Here is a 19,997-nt window from a genome sequence, read left to right on the forward strand (position 1 = left end):
ATCGGTCCCTTCACGCCGGCTGGCTGGCGAGCGGACCGTTCGTGCCATGCGGCGGCGCGAGTGGACCGCTCGTGCCCGCACCGGTGCGTAAGTCGACCTCTAGCACCGCGGCTTGTGCGTGGAGGGACCGTTCGTGCTGTTTGCGGTGCGCGAGTGGGCCTTCGGTGCCGGTGCGGTGTCGCTGCCGGAGCTGTCATGCGGCCTGCAAGTGGACCTCGGGCGCGGTTGTCGCGGTGCGACTGGGCCGTTCGGCCCGCTGCGACTGCGGGAATGGACCGTTCGTGCCGCCGCGGTGGCGCGGCGGGACCGGTCGTGCCCGCACCGGTGTGCGAGTGGACCTTTGGTGCCGCGGCGTGTGTGCGAGTGGACCGTTCGTGCCGCCGCGGCGGCGCGGCGGGGCCAGTCGTGCCCGCAGGCGTCAACGGACCCCTCGCGCCAAAGCGCCGCGAGCGGACCGTTCGCACCCAGGCGCGACCGGTCCCTCACCGCCCCAAAGCGTCCAGCGCGAACGCGGCGTGCATGGCCACCCCGGCCGGCATCGCGGCTTCGTCGAAGATCACCCGGTTCGAGTGGTTCGCGGGGGCCTCCGAGGGCACCAGGCCCGGCGGGCAGGCCCCCAGGAACGCGAACGCCCCCGGAACCCGCTGCAGCACATACGAAAAGTCCTCCGCCCCCATGATCGGGTGGGGGATGGCCTCGACGTTCGCGGCACCGAGGACCGTCTGGCCCAGGGCCAGGACGTCCTGGGCCACCGCGTGGTCGTTCACGGTCGGGGGGTAGCCCGGTTCGATGTCCGCCAGGACGCGGCACCCGTGGGCGGCGCCGACGGACTCACAGACGCGCGGCAGCTCCTCGCGGACCACCGTGCGCGCCGATTCCGAGAGGGTGCGAATGGTCCCTTCGAGCACAGCCGTCTCGGGGATGATGTTGGTCGTCGTCCCCGCGGCGATCCGGGTCACCGAGATCACCGCTGGGTCGAAGACGCCGATGCGGCGCGTGACCATCGTCTGCAGGGCGCCCACCATCGCGGCCGCCGCCGGGACGGGGTCGATGGCGTCCTGCGGCGCGGAGCCGTGGCCGCCGCGGCCGATGACGTCGACGTGGAAGGTGTCGGCGGACGCCATCATCGGGCCGCCGCGGATCTGGAGGCGGCCGCTGGGCGTGTTGGGCATGACGTGGAGGCCGAAGGCGCGGGAGACGCGCGTGCCGGCGGCGTCCAGCACGCCCTCGTGGATCATGAACCGCGCGCCGTGGTGGCCTTCCTCGCCGGGCTGGAACATGAAGACGACCGAACCGGCCAGCGAGTCCACGCGTGAGGCGAGCAGGCGCGCGGCGGACGCGAGCATCGCGACGTGCAGGTCGTGGCCGCAGGCGTGCATGGAGTCGTCGACGTCCGACGAGAACTCCAAGCCTGTGTCCTCGTGCAGCGGCAACGCGTCCATGTCGCCGCGCAGCAGGACCGCCCGCCCCGGGCGCGCGCCGCGCAGCACCGCGGTGAGTGACGTCGTGGTGCGGCCCGCCGTGAACTCCAGCGGCAGGTCGGACAGCGCCGCGCGGATGGTCTGCTGCGTCTCGGGCAGCTGCAGCCCCTGCTCCGGCCGACGGTGCAGCGCGCGGCGGAGCTCGACGGTGCGGTCCTGCAGCTCCCGCGCGGCGCCGAGCAGCCCGCCGTAACGCGCATCGGGGAGAGTCGGCAGGTCGGTGGGTCCGGTCATGGCCTCGATAGTGGCACTCGGGACGCTTCGGGTGCACCGTGCGTGCGTTCGCCTCCGCGGCGGAATACGGTGTGCGCATGGCGGTGCAAGAGCCGGTCACGGGCTTCGCGATGGCAGTGGTCCGAGAAGACGGTCGCTGGCGGTGCAGTGCGTTGGATCCCGCGGCGCTCACGGAGCTCGACGCGGCGATCACCGAGCTGGGGAAACTCCGGTCGACGGGTGCGGCGTTCGGGCTGCTGGCCGTGGACGACGAGTTCTTCGTGATCGTCCGGCCGAGCCCGCGCGGGCCGTCGCTGCTGCTGTCGGACGCGGCGGCGGCGCTGGACTACGACATCGCCGCCGACGTGCTCGACGTCCTGCGCGTCGACCCGCCCGACGAGGACGACGACGCCGTCTGGCCCGAGGGCGACCTCGACATCCTCGCCGATCTCGGGCTGCCGGGCGGCGAGCTTGAAGTTATCGTCGGTGAGGTGGATCTCTACCCCGACGAGCAGCTCCAGATGATCGCCCAGCGCTGCGGCTTCGCGACCGAGTTCTCGAAACTGCTGGACGAGCTCTGAGACGCCCGGCCGACACCGAAGCCGTGCAGGCGGCACTGGAAGCCGCGCGCGGTCCAGGCGCCGATGTGCCCATCGGCGCCGTGGTGTTCGGCCCGGACGGACGGCTTCTCGCCGCGGCGCGCAACGCCCGCGTCGAACTCGGTGACCCCACGGCCCACGCGGAGATCCTCGCGCTGCGCGCGGCGGCCCGCGTCCACGGCGACGGGTGGCGGCTGGAGGGCTGCACGCTCGCCGTCACGGTGGAACCCTGCACGATGTGCGCGGGTGCCCTCGTGCTCGCCCGCGTGGCCCGCCTGGTGTTCGGTGCGTGGGAACCCAAGACCGGCGCCGTGTGCTCCCTCTGGGACGTGGTGCGCGATCGCCGCCTGAACCACCGCCCGGAAGTCCACGGCGGCGTGCTGGCCGACGAGTGCGCTGCGCTGCTCGAGACGTACTTCGCCGCCCGCCGCATCCCCGTCGACAGCCCCAGCGACGTCCGCCCCGAGGGCTCCGGTATTGTTCTCGGCGGTGGCGTGTCCGAGCGGCCGAAGGAGCACGACTCGAAATCGTGTGACGGTTAATCCCGTCCGTGGGTTCAAATCCCACCGCCACCGCTCAGGCAGAACGCCGGGTGACCCGCGAGGGTCACCCGGCGTTCTGCTTTGTGGGGTCAACGGTATTCGACGACTCACGCCACGGGCTGGACGGCGTCGACCGCGCTCGCGATGAGGTGCAGCACGTTCTCGGGGTGGGAGACCATCGCCACGTGGTTCGTCGGGAACTCGACCGTCGTGGCGTTCATGCGAGCGGCGAACCGGCGCTGGGCCGCGGGCGGGATCGCCTGGTCTCCGTCGGCGATGAGGAACCACGACGGGTGTGACCTCCACGCCGGCGCGCCCATCACCTCCTCGAGAGCCGAGGCCGCCAGCGGTTGCTGGACGGCGTGCATGACCCGCGCCTTGTGCGGCTCGACGTCGGCCGCGAAGTGGTTCACGAAGTCTTCCTCGGGCAGCCACGCGAACCCCTGCGCGTCGATGTCGAGGTGCGCCAGGGCTGGACTCGGCGGTCCCTGCGCCAGGAGCGCGCCGATCGATTCGCCCTCGTCCAGGCCGAACGCGGCGATGTAGACCAAGGCGACGACGTTCGGTGTGTCCGTGCCGAGAGCGGTCACGATCTGCCCACCGTACGAGTGCCCGACGACGACGGTCGGGCCGTCCTGGCGGTTCAGCACCTGGCGCAGCCGGGCGACGTCAGCGGCCAGCGAAGTTTCGGGGAACTGGGGCGCGGTGACGGTGAAGCCGTCGGCTTGCAGCCGTTCGATCACGGCGCTCCAGCACGAGCCGTCGGCCCAAGCGCCGTGGACGAGGACGATGTTCGGTCGGTGAGCCATCGGTGGTTCCTTCCCGGACAGTCGGTTCTGGACAGCCGAGCGTTCACTGGGGCGACCGGCGCCCGCTTCACCCGCCGGGGACGAACTCCGGCTCTCGCGGCCCGAGAATCTCTACGCTGCGCTCATGGCTTCCGCACCCCAAGATCTCCCTCCGGTCGGCAAAACCGCCGTGGGGGTCGCGGCGCTGCGAGCTCTGGAATCGCGGCGGCCGGACCGGTTGTTCGACGACCCGTACGCCGGGGCGTTCTACGTGGCGGGGCGGGCGGTGCTCGGGAGTGCGGACCGGCCCGACGGCGGGCTCAGGGAGGTGTTCGCGCAGCAGGTGGCGGTGCGGACGCGCTTCTTCGACGACTTCGTGCGCGGCGCGCACCAGGTGGTGCTGCTCGCGGCCGGGTTGGACGCGCGGGCGTTCCGGCTCGACTGGGCGCCCGGCACTCGGCTGTCCGAGCTCGATCTGCCGGATGTGTTGCGGTTCAAGGACGACGTGCTGGGTGGCGCCCAGCCCAGGTGCGCGCGGATCGAGGTGCCGGCCGATCTGAGGGACGAGTGGGGCGCGAAGCTCATCGCGGCCGGGTTCGACGCCGGCGTGCCCACGGCGTGGCTCGCCGAGGGGCTGCTGGTCTACCTCGAGCACGCCGAGGCGGCGCAGCTGCTCGAAGAGGTCACGCGGCTGTCGGCGCCGGGGAGCCGCGTGTCGTTCGAGCACCGGCCTGAGGGCGACCGCGACGGGTTGCTGCAGCGGGCGCGCAAGGTCGGCGGCCGGGTGACCGAGCTGTGGCGCGGCGGGCTCGGCGGCGAAGCACCGGAGTGGCTGGCCCGGCACGGCTGGCGGCCGGAGACGTTTACGGTCAAGGCCCTCGCCGCCGAGTACGGTCGCCGGCCGCTGGACACCACGAACGGCGGCTTCGTCATCGGGACGCGGTAGCCCAGCCGGCGCCCTCGGACGACGGCGCCGGCCACGAACGCCGAGCAGGACGTCGGGCGCCGGCCCGGACGAACGCCCGGACGCACGAGGCCGCGGCCCGGCTCAGGCTGGGCGGCACTGGCCAAGCCCGCGGGCGAGCGCCAGCCGGCGACTCAGTCGAACGGCTGCGGCCACGCACGGTCGGCGGGCAGGCGGGAACACGGCGCAAGTGTCACGGAGCTGAGTCGTAAGGCGTAGTGGCGTGGTCCGCCGGTCTCGGCGTGGGCCGACCGCGGTGGTCGGGCCGCAAGGCTTGGTCGTGTGGCGGTGCGGGCGCGGCGGCTGAGGTGTCGCATTGTCCGAGGGCCGCGCTGCCCGAGCGGCCGCCCGGTGGTCCAGGTGATCTCGTGGCGTCCTGGTTGATCAGTCGGCAGTATCGGAAACATGCCTGCCAAGCCCGAGAGCCCTGCCGGGGCTGCCGACGTGGCCGTGGAAAACGACTACGACAGCTTCGCCGAAGCGTATACGGCCGAGAATGAGACCAGCCTCATCAACGCCTACTACGCCCGGCCCGCGATCGTGGACCTGGCCGGGGCGGTGGCCGGTCGGCGGATTCTCGACGCCGGCTGCGGCTCCGGCCCGGTGTCCGCGGCGCTGCGCGACCGGGGCGCCATCGTGTCCGGCTTCGACCGCAGCGCCAAGATGGTGGAGCTGGCCCGGCGGCGGCTCGGCGACGCGGCGGACCTGCGGGTCGCCGACATCACCAGTCCGCTGCCGTATCCCGACGGCGCGTTCGACGATGTCATCGCGGCCCTGGTGCTGCACTACCTGGAGGACTGGACCGCACCGCTGGCCGAGCTGCGGCGCCTGCTGAAGCCAGGCGGCCGGCTGATCGTGGTCGTCAACCACCCCATCCTCTTCAAAGTCGAGCATCCCGAAGCCAGCTACTTCACCACCGCCCAGTGGTCCGAGGAGTACACCTTCAACGGCCAGAAGGCCGTGCTCACCTACTGGCACCGGCCACTGCACGCGATGACCGACGCCTTCACCGCGGCCGGCTTCCGCACAGCCGTCATCAGCGAACCGCCCCCGGCACCGGAAGCCCGCGAACTCTTCCCCGACGAGCTTGCGAACTTTCCCTCCGGAACCTTTCTGAGCTTCCTGTTCTTCGTCCTGGAGGCCGTCGAGGGGTGAGACCGGCCGAGGTGCGGGCCGAACGCGGCGGTAGTGCCGCAGAGCCTGGTCGCACCGCGGGCGCGGCGAGGTTCAGCCGACCGGAGCATCGCCGGTAGCGCCACGAGGCTCAGTCGAACGGGAGGACCGGCGTGCCGAACGGCTCGAGGAACGAGATCGTCTCCGCGATCGTCGTCACCCCGGCCTCCACGGCGCGCCCCACGGCCGCACAGGCCGCCAGCACCGGCTCCACCACCTCCGCGGACCGGTCCCCGGCCTCGACAGCCACTGCGGCGGCGACGGCAGTGCCGGCGATGCGAATGACCTCGGCGGCCGTCTCGGAGGCCAGGCGGTCGAGTAAATCGGCCAGGTCCAGGCCGACGGCGGCGGTCCGGGCAGCGGCTTCGGCGGCCTGGCGGTAGTGCACGTCGAGCTCGTCGGCTCGCGCCCGGAACAACGCGGCCGGCTCGCCGCCCCAGCGGCGTTCCGCGCGGTGGGCGCCGCTTTCGAAGGCCAGGCGCGCGGTGACGAGAACGTCGCGGCCGCTGGAGAGGGTGCGGGCGGACTCGCGGATGGCCGGGGGTGAGCAGTCGATCTGCCGGAGCGCGGCGACGGGGTCCGGGCCGCCCAAGCGCGCGCCGGCCTTGCGCAGCGGCTCGAGCGTCGCTGCGGCGTTTTCGAGGGCGGGGTGGAGGAAGGGCATCAAGTGAACAGCGCCGTCGCCACCGAGGGGCGGATCTTCCCCGCGTGGCCACCTGCCGCCATGCGCAGGCGGCCGGCGAGGTCGGAGGTCGCGTCGCCGAGGACGCGGGCGTCGACGTCGCGCGCGGCGAGCGCGGCTTCCCAGCGCGCGGCCAGTTCGCGCGCCGGCGCGGAGATCCCGAACGGCGTGGACTCCAGCCGCGCCTCCGCGAACCGGCCGGCCGCCTGGTCGGCGTCGGCCGCGGCCTTGTCCAGCGACTCGGCCGCGGCGCGCAGCCGCTCACTCGTCGAGCTCGCCAAAGGGAACCTCCCCGTTTCCGTGAGTGGCCAGGCCCCCACCTCGTCACCCTGTAGGGGGAGATCTAACCTCATCACGTCCGGTGTGGTCATTCGGCCGGGCGTAGGACGGTCCCACATCGTGAAGCGAGTTGCCTTCACCCCCCGCTCATGATCATCGGGCCTGTGCCAGCGCACCTTCCGCTCCCGTCCGCCGCGAAGCCGGCCGGCGAAGGCGTCGTCGCGCTCCTGCTGCGCCGCGGCCGGCTCGGCTCCCCTCCCGCGTAGGCCGGATTCCGCTCAACCAAGCCGAAGCACCGACCACGGGAGCCGCTCGTGACCCTCGACCTGCCTGCCCGCCCGCGCACCGCCACGACCCCCGCCGACGGTCTCCTCGAAGGCCCGCGTGTGCTGCGCCGTCTGCCCGAGGGCGTCGAAGAACGCCCCTACGAGCTGTTCACGCTCCGTCCCCTCACCCGGGTGATCGGGGCCGAGGTTCAGGGCGTCGACCTCGGAGCGTCATCGACCCCCCGGCTGCGCGCCGAGCTAGCCCGGAGAAACAGCGCGCGTTCGCCCGCCAGTGGGGTGAGCTGGAGACCAACCCGTTCATCGCGCAGGGCGACAGCGATGAGGTCGTCCGCTTCACGCGCGGCGCCGCCACGCCCGGCTTCGAGAACATCTGGCACACCGACGTCACCTGGCGTCCGGAACCCGCGCTCGGCTCCGTGCTGCGCTTGGTCGAGGTCCCGCCCGCCGGCGGCGACACGATGCGGGCCGACATGGCCGCCGCCTACGACAACCTGCCCGCTGACGTCCGCGAACGCATCGACAGCCTGACCGCCGTCCACGACTTCGTGCCCGGGTTCGCCCGCTTCACCGACCCGGAGCTGCTGGCCGCGCACCAGGACCGCTTCCCGCCGGTCGAGCACCCCGTGGTGCGTGTCCACCCGGAGACGGGCCGCCGGACGCTCTTCGGTGAACCAGGCCTTCACAACCCACATCGCCGGGCTGGAGAAGCCCGAGAGCGACCGGCTCGTGCGCTACCTTTTCCTGCAGGTCCACACACCCGAGTACCAGGTGCGGTTCCACTGGACCCCCGGCGCCGTAGCGTTCTGGGACAACCGCGCCACCCAGCACTACGCCGTGAACGACTACCACCCCCACGCCCGGGTGGCCGAACGCGTCGCCATCATCGGAGACCGGCCCTACGGGCTTAACCTGGAGCCATGACCGAACCCAAGGCCGTGGTCACCGCTTTCCTGCAGGCCCTCGAGGATCTCGACATCGACCGGGCGCTGAACCTCGTCGCCGTCGACATCACCTACCAGAACGTGCCGCTGCCGGCCGCGCGCGGGCTCGCGGCCGTGGAGAAGCAGCTGCGGCTGCTGACCCGGTTCGGCACCGGGTTCGAAGCGCGCACGCACCACATCGCCGCCGACGGCAACGTCGTGCTCACGGAGCGCACCGACGTGCTGCGCCGCGGTTCGTTCGAGGCGGAGTTCTGGGTGTGCGGCACGTTCGAGGTCGAGAACGGCCGGATCGTGCTGTGGCGCGACTACTTCGACTGGACCACGCTCTTCGCCGCGAGTGCGAAGGGCGCCGGCCGCGCGGCAGTCACCGGGGCGAAGACGCTGATCGGCAAGTACCGCTCGTGAGTGGTGCGGCCGGGATCACCACGGCCGCACCACTCCCGAGACCCCCGGGGCGAAGCTCCGGACGCCGCGGTCGCGGGAGAAGCGGGATGATCCCGCGTCCGCGGCGTTCCCCAGCGAGGCGCGGCACCGCGCAAGCCGAGCACGATCAACCCCCATGTGATCGTGTCGCCTCCCCCACGCGGTGGCACCCCGTGAGCTGGCGGGGAAGTGGCCTGGGTCACTTTCTCGTCGGCTCGCGACCAAAGGTACTCCCGGTGCAAACCACCCGTGCCAAAGCTTGAGCTGCATTTAAGGCAGATGGGCCGTCCGGGTGACGACCAGCGCGGATGCCGTCACCGCTTCGGCGAGACAAGCCCTTCGACGGTCCCCATCCCGGCGCCCACCACCACGCGCGTCGAGCGCCGAGCCGACAGCTCGGCGACGTGCCGCAGCGCCGTCGCGGCGGCTTCGCCCGCGAGTGGCAGGCACTCGTTGTCCTCACCGCGGCGCACCGGGATCAGCTCGAGCCGCGGCTGCTCGCCGAGCAGGCAGCCGGCGAGCAGGCCGTCGACGTGGCGGCCGTGCATCGCGGGCCAGTCGAACACGAGGTTGCCGAGGCTGTAGAGGATCGGGCGGCCGCGGTAGACCTCCACCGCTTGGACGCTGTGCGGGCCGTGGCCCACGACGAGGTCGGCGCCGGCGTCGATGATCGCGTGGGCGTAGGTCACCTGGTACTCGGTCAGCTCGTCGCCGGGCAGCCCCCAGTGCATGGACACGACCACGTGCTCGGCGCTCGCGCGGGCGCGGTGCACGTCGGCGACCAGGCGCTCCAGGTCCGCGGCGACCGGAGTGGTGTGGACGACCGGCGGACGGCCCGGGACGTCGAGCACCCGTGGGTCCGGCTGGTACGACGTGTACGCGCCGGCCGCCGCGACGCCCGGCGAGTCGGCCTTCGCCTCCTGCCCGATCGGCCAGCACAGCGACGTGTACGCGAGGAACGCGACGCGGCGACCGGCCCGTTCGAGCACGGACGGCGTGTGCGCGGCGGAGAGGTTGGCGCCCGCGCCGCAGTACGCGATCCCGGCCTGCTCGAGCACCGACAGGCTCGCGAGCGCGGCTCCCGGCGGGTACGTCACGTCGTTCGCCACCGACACCACGTCGATCCCGGCCCCGGTGAGCGCGCCGACCATTTCCGGGGCGGAATGGCGCCAATTCGGCTTGTGCGGGATGTCCAGACCGCCGTGGTCGCTCATCGATCCGGACAGCGGTCCTTCGAGGTTGACGAACCGCAGGTCGGCGCCGTTCAGCAACGGGATCAGCGCTCGGAATGCCGTTTTCGGTTCCGTTCTGCCTTGAACGTTGACGTCGCCGCCGAGTACGAGAGAGATCATTTTGTCAACCCGTCCCTCGGAGGTAATTCCGCGAACTCGTTACGAATCGTTGCCTCTTAGTCTTCCTTGCCTTCGCTTGTTCGGGGGACGATGCGTCGACCGTTCATGCAAAGGGGACTCAGGGTGACCATATCCGGTCGAAGAAAGGGCGTGCTGACCGCCGCCGCCGTTGCTGGTCTAGTCGTCGGCGGCGCTCCCGCCGCATTGGCCGCACCCAGCGCGGACGCGGTCATCACCGAGGTGTACGGCGGTGGCGGCAACGCCGGCGCGACGATCACGAACGACTTCATCGAGCTCGCGAACCGCGGCACCGCGCCGCTCGCGCTCGACGGCTACAGCGTCCAGTACCTGCCGGCTTCGCCCAGCGCGTCGAGCACCTGGCAGGTCACGAAGCTCGCCGGTTCGGTGGCCGCCGGGGGCCGCTACCTCGTCGGCGAAGGCAAGGGCAGCGGCGGCACGGTCGCGCTGCCGACGCCCGACGCGAGCGGGAACATCGCGATGTCCGCGACCGCCGGCACCGTCGCGCTCGTCACCGGCACGACCGCGCTCACCTGCAAGACCGCCGCCGATTGCGCCGCCGATCCCCAGGTCAAGGACCTCGTGGGCTTCGGCTCGGCCGTCGTACGCGAAGGCTCGGACGCCCCGGCGCTGACGAACACCACGTCGGCTTCGCGCGCCGCTTCGCTCGCCGACACCGACGACAACAGCGCGGACTTCAGCGCCGGCGACCCGACGCCGACCAACGCCAAGGGCGAGACCGCCGGTGGCGACACCGGCCCCGTCGACCCGGGCACGCCTGCGAAGATCCACGAGATCCAGGGCACCACCCGGGTCTCGCCGTTCAAGGACAAGAAGGTCAGCGACGTCACGGGCATCGTCACGGCGGTGCGCACCTTCGGCTCGTCGCGCGGGTTCTGGCTCACCGACCCGAACCCCGACAGCGATCCGCGCACCAGCGAGGGCCTGTTCGTGTTCACCGGTTCGACCTCGCCCGCCGTCGCCGTCGGCGACGCGGTGACCGCGGCCGGCACGGTGAAGGAGTTCTACCCGGACGCGCCGGCCACGTCGAACTACCAGTCGCTCACCGAGCTCTCCAGTGCACAGTGGACGGCCGGCTCGCACGAGAACCCCCTGCCGGCGCCCACGAAGATCACGCCGGACATGGTGCCGGACGTGCTCGCGCCCAACGCCGGCGGCAACATCGAGCCGCTGCCGCTGGAGCCGGCGAAGTACGCGCTGGACTTCTGGGAGTCGCACGAGAGCGAGATCATCAGCATTTCCGACGCCCGCGTGGTCGGCCCGAGCAACGACTTCGACGAGCTGTACGTGACCACGAAGCCGCAGCAGAACCCGACGCCGCGCGGCGGCACGGTCTACCTCGGTTACGACAAGATCAACACCGGGGTGCTGAAGGTCCAGTCGATCATCCCGTTCGACCAGCAGCCGTTCCCGAAGGTCAACACCGGTGACGTGCTCACCGGCGTCACCGCCGGCCCGGTGGAGTACAGCAGCTTCGGCGGCTACACGCTCTTCGCGTCGCAGCTGGGTCCGGCTAAGGACAACCACCTGCAGAAGGAAGTGACGGCGCGGCAGCGCCCGGGCCAGCTCGCGGTGGCGACGTACAACGTCGAGAACCTCGCACCGTCCGACCCGGACACGAAGTTCGCGCAGCTCGCCCACGGTGTCGTCGACAACCTGGCGGCCCCGGACATCGTGAACCTGGAAGAGATCCAGGACAACGACGGCGCCACCGACGACGGTGTCGTCACGGCCGACGTGACGCTCGAGAAGTTCACCGACGCGATCGTCGCGGCGGGCGGTCCGCACTACCAGTGGCGCGAAATCGACCCGGCCAATGACCAGGACGGCGGCGAACCGGGCGGCAACATCCGCGTCGGTTTCCTGTTCAACCCGGCGCGAGTGTCCTTCGTGGACCGTCCGGGCGGCAGCTCGACGCCTTCGGCCGGCGTCGTGAAGGACCACGGCAAGGTGCACCTGACGCAGTCCCCGGGCCGCGTCGACCCCACCAACGACGCGTGGACCGACAGCCGCAAGCCGCTGGCGGGCGAGTTCGTCTTCCGGGGCCGCACGGTTTTCGTGATCGCCAACCACTTCAACTCGAAGGGCGGCGACCAGCCGACGCACGGGCGGTTCCAGCCGCCGGTGCGCAGCTCGGAGGTGCAGCGCCAGAAGCAGGCGACGGTGCTGCAGGGGTTCGTCTCGCAGCTGCTTTCGGCCGACCGCAACGCGAACGTCGTGGTCGCCGGTGACCTGAACGACTACCAGTTCTCGCCGGCGCTGGCCCAGTTGACGTCCGGCGGGCTGACGGACCTCATCACGACGCTGCCGGCCGCCGAGCGCTACAGCTACGTCTTCGAGGGCCAGTCGCAGGTCCTGGACCACATCCTGGCCTCGCCGGCGCTGCGCGGCGTGGACTACGACGTCGTCCACATCAACGCGGAGTTCGCCGACCAGGCGAGCGACCACGACCCGCAGATCGTGCGCTTCCGGCCCTCGGCGGGAAACAAGCCGGAAGACCTGGCGAACGACTTGCTGGACTACCTGGACCAGCTGCTGGGGCGGACCGCTCCACGCAAGTAGGTTCCCGGGCGGCCGAAGGCCACCGTTTCACGACGGTGGCCTTCGGTGTGTCCGCCGGCTGGCTACAATCCGGCGGCTGGTTACGGACGGGGCGTGGTGGCGGACGAGGCCAAGGCCAAGAAGACCCGGCTGGGGCACGCTCGGGCACCAGTGGATCACCGCGATCGCCGCGCTGATCACGGCGTTGACCGGGGCCGGGTTCTTCGTCGGCCGGGCCAGCGCCCCCGGCAGCAGCCCAGCGCCGCCGACCGCGACGGTCACCGTCACGGCAGGCGGTGAGAACCACCCGGCTGCACGGGCTGCGACCACCGAATCCCAGCCACCCGCGGACCCGGCCGTCGGCTCCTCGGGCCAGGTCACGTTCGGCACCGTCAACCTCGACCGGAATCCACCCGCGACCGCGGACCAGAGCGACCTCAGATCGATCGACGTCGGCGACCTGCACACCGCGGGCGGCACCCGGCTGCGCAACTGGGTCGACCACGGCCTCCCCGGCCGCGATGACTGCCAGACCCTGGCCGGGGCCGATGGCAGCACCGAATTGCCCTTTCTCCACGAGGGCAGCATCGTCTGCGGCAACACGGCCAAGGGCCGTCCGTTCCGGTTGACCGTGAAGGTCGCGAGTGCCGACTGCCTGGTCACCGACGCGGTGGCCTGGAACAACTAGCCGAGCCAGGCGGACAGCGTCGGGTTATCGATGACGAACTGCCCCTCGATGTCGCACACCGATTCGAGCTCGAGGCTGCCGGTGCAGGTGATTGCCAGTTCGTGTGCTGCGCCGAGTTGAAGGCTTGCCGTGACTGGTTGTCCGGGCCGAACGTCGTGGCGTAGCTGAGGTGGATCATCCAGCTTGAATGTCACCTGCACTGCCTTCTCCGCCGTGGCAGTCGAGGCTGGGGGGCTCGACGGCGCGTTTTGCGGTGGGTTGGTGCTGCACCGAACTGGTGATGCTGGATGACACAGCTGCGATCAACGCTGTCCCCAGCGTGCCGACGAGACTGATCACGGTGACACGGATGCTCTTGTCCTTCGGCTGCATCGGTGGAGTCGATGTTGGCTGCTGGGCCTCGTACATCTGGTAGGTCCTCCACCTCGAATTCAGCGTGGGCCAGGCAGAGGAACCGGGCCATCTCGTACTGGCGATTCTTGTGCGCGGGTCACCGACGCAGTGGCCTGGAACAACTGGCCGATCGGCGCGCAACCATCCGCTGAAAGGCGTACGGCGTGATCACCCCGGCGAGCGTTGTCCGCGGTGGGCCGGGATTCGTACGTTCGGACCAACGACGAAGGAGGTCCGATGCGGAGGATTCTGACCGTGTGCGCCGCTGTCCTGGCGGCCGGCACGGCGGTGGCGGCCCCGGCGCTGGCGGTGTCCGGCGGGGAACCCGCCCAGGCCGGGGCGGCGCCGTGGATGGCGACGATCACGTTCAAGGGCGACCAGCCGCTGGTGCAGCGAGAGAGCTGCGGCGGCGCACTGATCGCCCCCGACCGGGTGGCGACGGCGGCGCACTGCCTCGACCACGGGGACCCCACCCACCTCGAGGTGCACCTCGGCGGCGGGACGCTGTCGCAGGAGCCAGGGCGGGTCGTGCCGATCGCCGGGTGGTCGGTGGATCCGGCGTTCCGGCTGATCCCGTCGCCGCTCGACCCGCAGAGCTTCGAGAAGTCGAGCGCGGCCGAAGACGCCGCGGTCATCAAGCTGGCGCACCCCGTGTTCGGCGTGCCGACGCTGCCGGTGGCGCGCACCGCGCCGAAGCCGGGGTCCACTGTGGACGTCTACGGCCACGGCCTCACCAAGGCACCGGACCCGAAGGACCCGACGGCCGCGCTGGGCGACCAGCTCAAGCACGCCCGGCTGAGCGTGATCGACGACCGGACGTGCGCCGCGGGCCTGGCCGACCCGGCGATGCTGGACGGCCCCTCGGTGCTGTGCACGCAGGGCACCGCGACCGTCTGCCCCGGCGACAGCGGAGGGCCGCTGGTCGAGAAGACGCCGTTGGGCGACCGGCTCGCCGGCATCGTCAGCTTCGCGGGCGAGACCGCGGGTAAACAGTGCGGTGAGCCGACCGTCGACGGGTTCGGCGACGCGGCCGCGATGCGCTCGTTCCTGACGCAACCCCGGCCCCCGCTCGCGCCGATGGCGGACACGGAGCCGGCCATCACGGGCACCAAGGCCGCCGGCGCTACGCTCACCTGCGAAGCTCCGAAGTGGAGCACGCCGCCGGCGAAGGCGGACTACGCCTGGTACTACAACAAAGTCGACCCGTCGAACGGCTTCGAGTTCTACGTCCCGGTCGAGGGCGCGACGAGCCCCACGCTCACCGTCACCCCGGATCTGTCCGGCCACAAACTGAACTGCGGGATCACCGCCAGTACGGCGGGCGGCACCGTCCTGCTGTACAGCGACGTCGTCTGACCGGGCAAGGCGGCCGGGGCGCCACCCGCCCGCCTCGGCCGCTTCGGTCAGCGCTTGGCCCGCCAGCCCAGTGCCAGCACGGCCTGCACCAGCTCCTGGTAGGAGGGCTTCACTTCCTCCAGGTACCGGTCCAGGTACTGCGGCCGCGCGGTCGGCACCGGCTGCGGGTCGTCGAGGGCCTCGACGAAGTTCAGGCGCGCGACGTTGTGCAGCGCCATCTTCCACCAGCGCGTCGCGCGTTCGGCGGCCTTCTCCTCGCGTTCCTTCGCGGCGGCGACGGCCGCGTGGGCGTCGGCCAGCTGGTGCTCGATCTCCTCGGCCCGGGCGAGCTCCCAAGCCCGCAGGTTGTCGGCCGAACCGCGGGCCAGGCCGACGATCTCCTTGTAGCGCATGGCCGCGCTGCCGCCGTCCGTCATGTCGCCTCTCCGGAGGTTTCGGGCCGCTGGAACGGGATGATCACCTCGGGCGCACCGTGTGTGGTGCGGTCGAAGAACAACGCGCGCCCCGGCCGCGGCGACCAGTGCACGACTTGCCCGGCGGCGAACGGCGAGAGCTCGTTGCCCTGCACGTCGAGCGCCGCCCACGTACCGATGTCGTCGGTGCCGCCGAAGCCGAGGGTGTCCTTGAGCCGCGCGATGCTGCGCCACCAGCCGATGGTGTGCAGGCCGTGGCCCGGGCCCGTCTTCAGCACCGTGCGCAGGTGGTCGAGCCCGCTCTTGAGCTGGCCCGGCTCCTTGGCCTCCAGCGCCGGCAAGGCCGCGTCCACGCCGTACAGCAACAGGATCCGCGACGGACCGTCCGAACCGGACTCGACGATCGGGCCGAGGGAAGCCGGCAGGTCCTCCACCAGCTCGGCCACGTGCCCCTCGGCTCGCAGCCGCTCCGTCAGCTCCAGCACGGCCGGCGCGCACGCCTCGATGGGGCAGTGCAGCACGAATTCGACCTCGCCGATCTCGAACTGGCGGGAAAGCGACCGCGCCGCCGAGTCCATGATGGACAGTGCTTCGGCCGACGCACCACCCAGCACGGCGACGTTGCGGCCCGGCGCCCGCGGGAGCTCCACTCCCTGCGCCGACTCCGTGACGTCGATCGACTGGCCCAGCAGCGCGCGCGGCCGCGAGTTCGGCTTGAGCTCGGTGTAGGCCGGGAACTGCTCCAGCACCGGCGAGTGCGCGCCGTCGAACAGCCGGGGCCGCGGGAACCGGCCCGAGTAGAGCTCCCACAGCTTGTGCTGGAGCTCCACGAACACGTTGCGGCTGCTTGCGTCGGGGATGTGCGCCAGCAGGTTGCCGTGCGCGACACCGGAGTCGTGGTTGATCACGGCGTGCCACTTCGGCGCCGACACCGCCGCGTTGTTGGTCTCCGCCAGCACGCGCCGCGCCTTCGGCATCGCGATGCGCAGCGTGCACTGCTCGAACACGGCCGGTTTGCCCCAGAACGCCTCGATGCCGGCGACGTCCTGGCTCGCCAGCACGAGGTGGATACCCTGCGACCGCCCGCGCCGCGCGATGTCCTCCAGCAGCTGCGTCGCCGTCGCCGTGACCTGATCCCGACCGGCGAACAGGTACTGGAACTCGTCGATCACGGCGACGATCCGCGGCCAGTGCCCGCCCGGGTCCTGCTCGCGCAGGTCGGCCAGGTTAGTGACCTCGTGCTCCTTCGCCGCCGCCGAGCGACGGCGCAGCTCGTCGGCCAGGAACCGCAGCAGCGCCAGGCCGAACTCGCGGTCGGTGTTCACGTTGACGCCCACCAGCCGCGCGTGCGGCAGCCAGCTCGCGTCCTTGCGCCCGGGCGCCAGGCCCGCGAACGACACGCCCTCCTTGAAGTCCAGGAGGTACAGCGACAGCTCGTCGGGCGAGTAGCGCGCGGCGAGGCTGCCCAGCAGCGCGTACAGGAAGTTTGTCTTGCCCGAACCGCTGGGGCCGCCGATCAGCGCGTGGGGGCTCGCGTCGCCGATCACGACCTCGACGGCTTCGCCCTCGTAGAACCCGACGGGTGCACGCAGTTCCCGGGCCGAGCTCTCCTGGCCGAACTCCGTCGGCAGCAGGTCGGCGAACGACCGCGGCCCGCCCTGTTTGGCGATCAGCGCCTCCGCGATCCGGCCCGCGGCGCGGATCACCTGGCCCGAGGGCAGCGGCGGGTCGAGGTCCACGACGAGGTCGGTGCCCGTCATGCTGCTCACCGCGCGGCGCTCGTCGACGAGGCTGAGCGATTCGACCGACGCGCTCACAGCCGTCGGCACGTCGATCAGGATCAGGCAGATCCCGGCGGCGAGCGCGCCGCTGGCCACGCGCTTGAGGTCGCGCGCCAGCTCGGGTTCCAGCGTCTCGCCGTTGCCGTAGAGCACCGCGATCCGGTACGGCTCCACGCGCTGGCCGCTGGCCCGGCGCAGCTCACGCAGCGACGTGTGGCCGGCCTGCATGCCCGTGGCGTGGATGCGGCGGATGTGCCCGGCGAGCTCGTCGAGCAGGTCCTCCAGCCGCGTCGGGTCGTACAGCGACAGCGCGCTGGTCCGGCTGAGCGGGTAGAGGTCGGGCAGGATCGCGGTGAGCTGCCCGATGTCCCACAGGTGGATCTTCACCGCACCCGGTTCGAACGTCGAGAGCACGCGCATCAGCAGGTTCTGCACGATGCCGTCGATCACCGGCCGGGTCTTCGGCGCCGACGTGATCTGCAGGTGCGATTCGTCGAGCAAGGGCACGGCAACGTCGAACGTCCGCGAGATGTCGCGGCCGGCCGCCGTCGCCGAGCCCACGCGCCACAGCTCGGGCGCCGTGATGCCGGGGTTGGTCCCCACCCGGCCGAGCCACTCGCTCGGCGGCCGCCCCGCGGGCCCCGTGGCAGCGGCCGCCACCAGGTCCCGCAGGGCGCCCGGGCCCGAGCTCCAGTCGGTGTAGAACGCGTTGCGCACCGCGCCGAGCGACGCGAACACCTCGTGCGCGGCGGGGTGGCGCGCCCACTCGGTCTGCTGTTCGGTGTCGGCCTGGTTCATGCCGACCTTGACGATTTCCTGCTCGAGCGCGAGCCGCGCCACCTCGGCCTCGGCCGCTTCACGGGCGCCGGCGGCAGCACCGAGCACGAGCCCGATCTGGTGCCGGACCCGGTCCAGGGCCGTCTGCACGCGGTTGCGCTGCTCGGCGGACTTACTGGCCATCGGTGTCGCTCATGACGCGGTCGTCCCTACAGGCGTGACTGGTATCCGCTCACCAGGTCGTCGGCGGCGGCTAGGCGGGTGAGGAGGTGGTCGAGTCCCTCGTCGGCCTGGTCCAGTTGCGTCGGCAGCCACGGATCGGCCTTCGCCTGCGCGTCGACGAGCGCCCGGCGGGCGTCTCCGAGCAGGGACTTGGCCCGCTCGGCGTGGGCGCGCCCGTCGGTGAGCCCGGTCTGCGCGGCGGTGAGCAACTGGTGGATCTCGGCGAGTCCCGACATGGAGCTACAGCCGGCTCGAGTAGGAGTCGGCCGACGAGATCGAGGCCTGGATGGTGCTCTGCATCCCGGTGATCCCGTTCAGCGCTTCGGCCAGCAGGCCGTGGGCCTGGTTGACCTCGTGCTGGCTGCTGCCCTGCGTCGCCTGCGACAGCGACAGCTGGGCCTCTTCGAGAGATTGCGCTGCCTGCTGCAAGGCGGCGATGCTCGCGGACGCTTTCTCGTTCGCGAGTGCGATGCCAGCGCGGATCTCTTCCACTCCGGGCATGGGGGCGGACTCCTCGGTGCGTCGGGGCTGGAACGACCACATACAAACTTAGCGTGATCAGGTGTCTTCGGTAAGTGAGGAACGCGGGGAGAATCGACAAGGCCCCGGACGCGGGTGACGTCCGGGGCCTAGGGGGCGGGCCTCGCGTGCGTGAGCCTCGAGCCGTGTTCCAGCCTTGGTGACCTGCGGGTTTCGAGGTTCGCGCGCGAGTGGCCGCGCCCAGGTCAGGCCGGTATTCGTGACACCGATGAACCTCTCCGAACTTCTACGATCAAGTCTGCGAAGGAGCGTAGCGGGTCCCTTCGCGACGGCTTCCGCCAGTCCTCGGCTACCCCGTCGCTAGTCCTTCGAAGCGACCAGCAACGCTTCGGCAACGCCCTCGGGATGCGTCAGGAGCGCCTCGTGGGGGCCCGCGCACTCCACGCGCCGCGGGTCGCCGAGCCGGGCCGTCAAGGCCTCGAACGCGGCGCGCGGTGCGGAGCGGTCGTCGGTGAAAAACACGTAACTGGAAGGTAATTCGACTTTCCAGAACCGCGGGAGGGCGACGCGGTCGGTCACCCAGCGCGCGGGGATCGGCACGAGCGGCGCTGCCGTCGCGGCGCCGTAGGTGAACAGCTCCGACCACGTCTCGGGGTGCACCGGGATGGTGCCGTCGGCGTTCTTCGCCGCCTCGCCTTCGGCCACGTTTTCCCGGGGCGCCAGGTCGTTCACGCATTCGCCGTCGCGCAGTACGAACGCGTCGGCGAACACCACTCGCTTGACCTTCTCCGCGAGCCGGTCCGCCGCGAACTGCGCGACGGGACCGCCCGCGCTGTGCGCCACGAGCACGAACCGGCCGGGGCTCCGCCGCCTGGATGTCCTCGACGAGCCCTTCGCCCATCGTGGTGAGCGTGACAGCGGCACGCTCGGGGTTGCCGGCTTCCGCGTCACGGAGCGTCGGTGCGAGCACGCGGTGCCCCGCCTCCCTCAGCCGGGCGGCGACACCGGCCCAGGCCCATTCGCTTTGCCACGCACCGTGGACGAGGACGAACTCCATCACGCACTCCCGGGTGAGACCGTTGACCCACTACCCACAACGGAGTGCGGGCGCTTGCGGTTGCCGGTGCCCGGTGGGCCGCGACGATCGGCCAAGCGGGACGGGCAATCGCGGGCTGCGACGACGAACCGCGAGACAGCGGCCGGTCGAAACAGTGGCAGTCCGATCCGGGGGAAGTTCGCCCGCCGGGGCGTGGCTCACTCGTCCGGCTGTTCGATCATCAGGGGACGAATTCCGCTCGGCTCGGTCCGCGAACCGGTTCGGCAGAACAGTGGCCCGCGGTCCACCTGAACCGGAGTTGTGCCGTGACAACCGTCATGAGTGCTTTTCAGGTACTCGCTTCGGCCATTATCGACCGGCGTATCACTCGTTTCGGGTGGGGGAACGCCGGTGCTCCGATGGCATAGTCGCGGGCTTCGCAAGGGCGCGGGCTGAGTTCCCGCTCCGCTTTCCGGTCGCTCGGCTTCTCCGTCGCTTCCGCCGGCCACTCACCGACCTTGTGCCGACCAAACACATTCAACCGAGA

At 71.3% G+C, this 19,997-nt stretch carries 19 protein-coding genes, 1 tRNA gene and 2 pseudogenes; 10 read left to right on the top strand and 12 right to left on the bottom strand.

Features of this window, described 5'->3' with window-relative positions; all coding sequences use genetic code 11:
- Positions 1 to 482: 482 nt before the first annotated feature.
- Positions 483 to 1,715 (bottom strand): M20 family metallopeptidase, encoded by a 1,233-nt coding sequence (locus I6J71_RS46845; RefSeq protein ID WP_204092738.1) that lies wholly within the window; start codon positions 1,713 to 1,715, stop codon positions 483 to 485.
- 77 nt (positions 1,716 to 1,792) lie between these two features.
- Here I6J71_RS46845 and I6J71_RS46850 point away from each other — a divergent pair, with 77 nt between their 5' ends.
- The 3 genes and pseudogenes from I6J71_RS46850 to I6J71_RS46860 all read left to right on the top strand — a co-directional run bounded on the left by I6J71_RS46850 (position 1,793) and on the right by I6J71_RS46860 (position 2,868).
- On the top strand, positions 1,793 to 2,275 hold the full coding sequence (locus tag I6J71_RS46850) for a tRNA adenosine deaminase-associated protein (RefSeq protein WP_204092739.1): 483 nt from the start codon (positions 1,793 to 1,795) through the stop codon (positions 2,273 to 2,275).
- Between the two features lie 23 nt (positions 2,276 to 2,298).
- Positions 2,299 to 2,724: pseudogene (locus tag I6J71_RS46855) on the top strand (nucleoside deaminase); the annotation flags it as partial.
- Positions 2,725 to 2,781: 57 nt separating this feature from the next.
- A tRNA-Ser gene (locus I6J71_RS46860) sits at positions 2,782 to 2,868 on the top strand.
- Positions 2,869 to 2,942: 74 nt separating this feature from the next.
- Here I6J71_RS46860 and I6J71_RS46865 read toward each other — a convergent pair.
- Entirely contained in the window at positions 2,943 to 3,644 is a 702-nt protein-coding gene (locus I6J71_RS46865; protein ID WP_204092740.1) for an alpha/beta fold hydrolase, read from the bottom strand.
- A 124-nt stretch (positions 3,645 to 3,768) separates the two neighbouring features.
- Here I6J71_RS46865 and I6J71_RS46870 point away from each other — a divergent pair, with 124 nt between their 5' ends.
- Positions 3,769 to 4,569, top strand: a complete 801-nt coding sequence (locus I6J71_RS46870; protein ID WP_204092741.1) for an SAM-dependent methyltransferase — start codon at positions 3,769 to 3,771, stop codon at positions 4,567 to 4,569.
- A gap of 423 nt (positions 4,570 to 4,992) precedes the next feature.
- Positions 4,993 to 5,742, top strand: coding sequence for a class I SAM-dependent methyltransferase (locus I6J71_RS46875; protein ID WP_204092742.1), 750 nt, complete (start codon positions 4,993 to 4,995; stop codon positions 5,740 to 5,742).
- Between the two features lie 109 nt (positions 5,743 to 5,851).
- Here I6J71_RS46875 and I6J71_RS46880 read toward each other — a convergent pair whose 3' ends face one another.
- Positions 5,852 to 6,424 carry a hypothetical protein gene (locus I6J71_RS46880; RefSeq protein ID WP_204092743.1) on the bottom strand — a complete coding sequence of 191 codons (573 nt, stop codon included), beginning with the start codon at positions 6,422 to 6,424 and terminating at the stop codon, positions 5,852 to 5,854.
- Complete coding sequence (locus I6J71_RS46885; RefSeq protein WP_204092744.1) at positions 6,424 to 6,723, bottom strand: hypothetical protein; 300 nt, start codon at positions 6,721 to 6,723, stop codon at positions 6,424 to 6,426. Before I6J71_RS46885 ends, I6J71_RS46880 begins: the two co-directional genes overlap by 1 nt.
- A 584-nt stretch (positions 6,724 to 7,307) precedes the next feature.
- Here I6J71_RS46885 and I6J71_RS46890 point away from each other — a divergent pair.
- Both I6J71_RS46890 and I6J71_RS46895 read left to right on the top strand, forming a co-directional pair.
- A pseudogene (locus I6J71_RS46890) lies at positions 7,308 to 7,929 on the top strand (TauD/TfdA dioxygenase family protein).
- Positions 7,926 to 8,354, top strand: coding sequence for a limonene-1,2-epoxide hydrolase family protein (locus I6J71_RS46895; RefSeq protein WP_204092745.1), 429 nt, complete (start codon positions 7,926 to 7,928; stop codon positions 8,352 to 8,354). Before I6J71_RS46890 ends, I6J71_RS46895 begins: the two are co-directional and overlap by 4 nt.
- A 332-nt stretch (positions 8,355 to 8,686) precedes the next feature.
- Here the strand turns inward: I6J71_RS46895 and I6J71_RS46900 are convergent, their stop codons facing one another.
- The gene (locus I6J71_RS46900; protein WP_204092746.1) at positions 8,687 to 9,724 is read right to left on the bottom strand and encodes a CapA family protein; all 1,038 of its coding nucleotides are present in this window, start codon (positions 9,722 to 9,724) and stop codon (positions 8,687 to 8,689) included.
- Positions 9,725 to 9,829: 105 nt separating this feature from the next.
- Here I6J71_RS46900 and I6J71_RS46905 point away from each other — a divergent pair, with 105 nt between their 5' ends.
- Positions 9,830 to 12,325 (top strand): endonuclease/exonuclease/phosphatase family protein, encoded by a 2,496-nt coding sequence (locus I6J71_RS46905; RefSeq protein WP_204092747.1) that lies wholly within the window; start codon positions 9,830 to 9,832, stop codon positions 12,323 to 12,325.
- A gap of 184 nt (positions 12,326 to 12,509) precedes the next feature.
- The gene (locus I6J71_RS46910) at positions 12,510 to 12,992 is read left to right on the top strand and encodes a hypothetical protein (protein ID WP_204092748.1); all 483 of its coding nucleotides are present in this window, start codon (positions 12,510 to 12,512) and stop codon (positions 12,990 to 12,992) included.
- Here the strand turns inward: I6J71_RS46910 and I6J71_RS46915 are convergent.
- The gene (locus I6J71_RS46915) at positions 12,989 to 13,186 is read right to left on the bottom strand and encodes a hypothetical protein (RefSeq protein ID WP_204092749.1); all 198 of its coding nucleotides are present in this window, start codon (positions 13,184 to 13,186) and stop codon (positions 12,989 to 12,991) included. The genes I6J71_RS46910 and I6J71_RS46915 overlap by 4 nt on opposite strands.
- Positions 13,167 to 13,400 (bottom strand): hypothetical protein, encoded by a 234-nt coding sequence (locus I6J71_RS46920; protein ID WP_204092750.1) that lies wholly within the window; start codon positions 13,398 to 13,400, stop codon positions 13,167 to 13,169. The genes I6J71_RS46915 and I6J71_RS46920 overlap by 20 nt, the downstream gene beginning before the upstream one ends.
- Before the next feature lie 222 nt (positions 13,401 to 13,622).
- On the opposite strand from I6J71_RS46920, the gene I6J71_RS46925 reads away from it, so the two are divergent.
- Positions 13,623 to 14,741: a trypsin-like serine protease gene (locus I6J71_RS46925; RefSeq protein WP_204092751.1), complete on the top strand. Its 1,119-nt coding sequence runs from the start codon at positions 13,623 to 13,625 to the stop codon at positions 14,739 to 14,741.
- 47 nt (positions 14,742 to 14,788) lie between these two features.
- Here the strand turns inward: I6J71_RS46925 and I6J71_RS46930 are convergent, their stop codons facing one another.
- The 5 genes from I6J71_RS46930 to I6J71_RS46950 all read right to left on the bottom strand — a co-directional run bounded on the left by I6J71_RS46930 (position 14,789) and on the right by I6J71_RS46950 (position 19,263).
- Positions 14,789 to 15,157: a hypothetical protein gene (locus I6J71_RS46930; protein WP_204092752.1), complete on the bottom strand. Its 369-nt coding sequence runs from the start codon at positions 15,155 to 15,157 to the stop codon at positions 14,789 to 14,791.
- Positions 15,154 to 17,895, bottom strand: a complete 2,742-nt coding sequence (locus tag I6J71_RS46935; protein WP_204092753.1) for an FtsK/SpoIIIE domain-containing protein — start codon at positions 17,893 to 17,895, stop codon at positions 15,154 to 15,156. Before I6J71_RS46935 ends, I6J71_RS46930 begins: the two co-directional genes overlap by 4 nt.
- Positions 17,896 to 17,921: 26 nt before the next feature.
- On the bottom strand, positions 17,922 to 18,170 hold the full coding sequence (locus I6J71_RS46940; RefSeq protein WP_204092754.1) for a hypothetical protein: 249 nt from the start codon (positions 18,168 to 18,170) through the stop codon (positions 17,922 to 17,924).
- A gap of 4 nt (positions 18,171 to 18,174) precedes the next feature.
- The gene (locus I6J71_RS46945) at positions 18,175 to 18,435 is read right to left on the bottom strand and encodes a hypothetical protein (RefSeq protein ID WP_204092755.1); all 261 of its coding nucleotides are present in this window, start codon (positions 18,433 to 18,435) and stop codon (positions 18,175 to 18,177) included.
- Between the two features lie 339 nt (positions 18,436 to 18,774).
- Positions 18,775 to 19,263: an alpha/beta fold hydrolase gene (locus I6J71_RS46950; RefSeq protein ID WP_204092756.1), complete on the bottom strand. Its 489-nt coding sequence runs from the start codon at positions 19,261 to 19,263 to the stop codon at positions 18,775 to 18,777.
- Between the last annotated feature and the right edge of the window lie 734 nt (positions 19,264 to 19,997).

The sequence above is a fragment of the Amycolatopsis sp. FDAARGOS 1241 genome (assembly GCF_016889705.1).
GTDB lineage: Bacteria > Actinomycetota > Actinomycetes > Mycobacteriales > Pseudonocardiaceae > Amycolatopsis.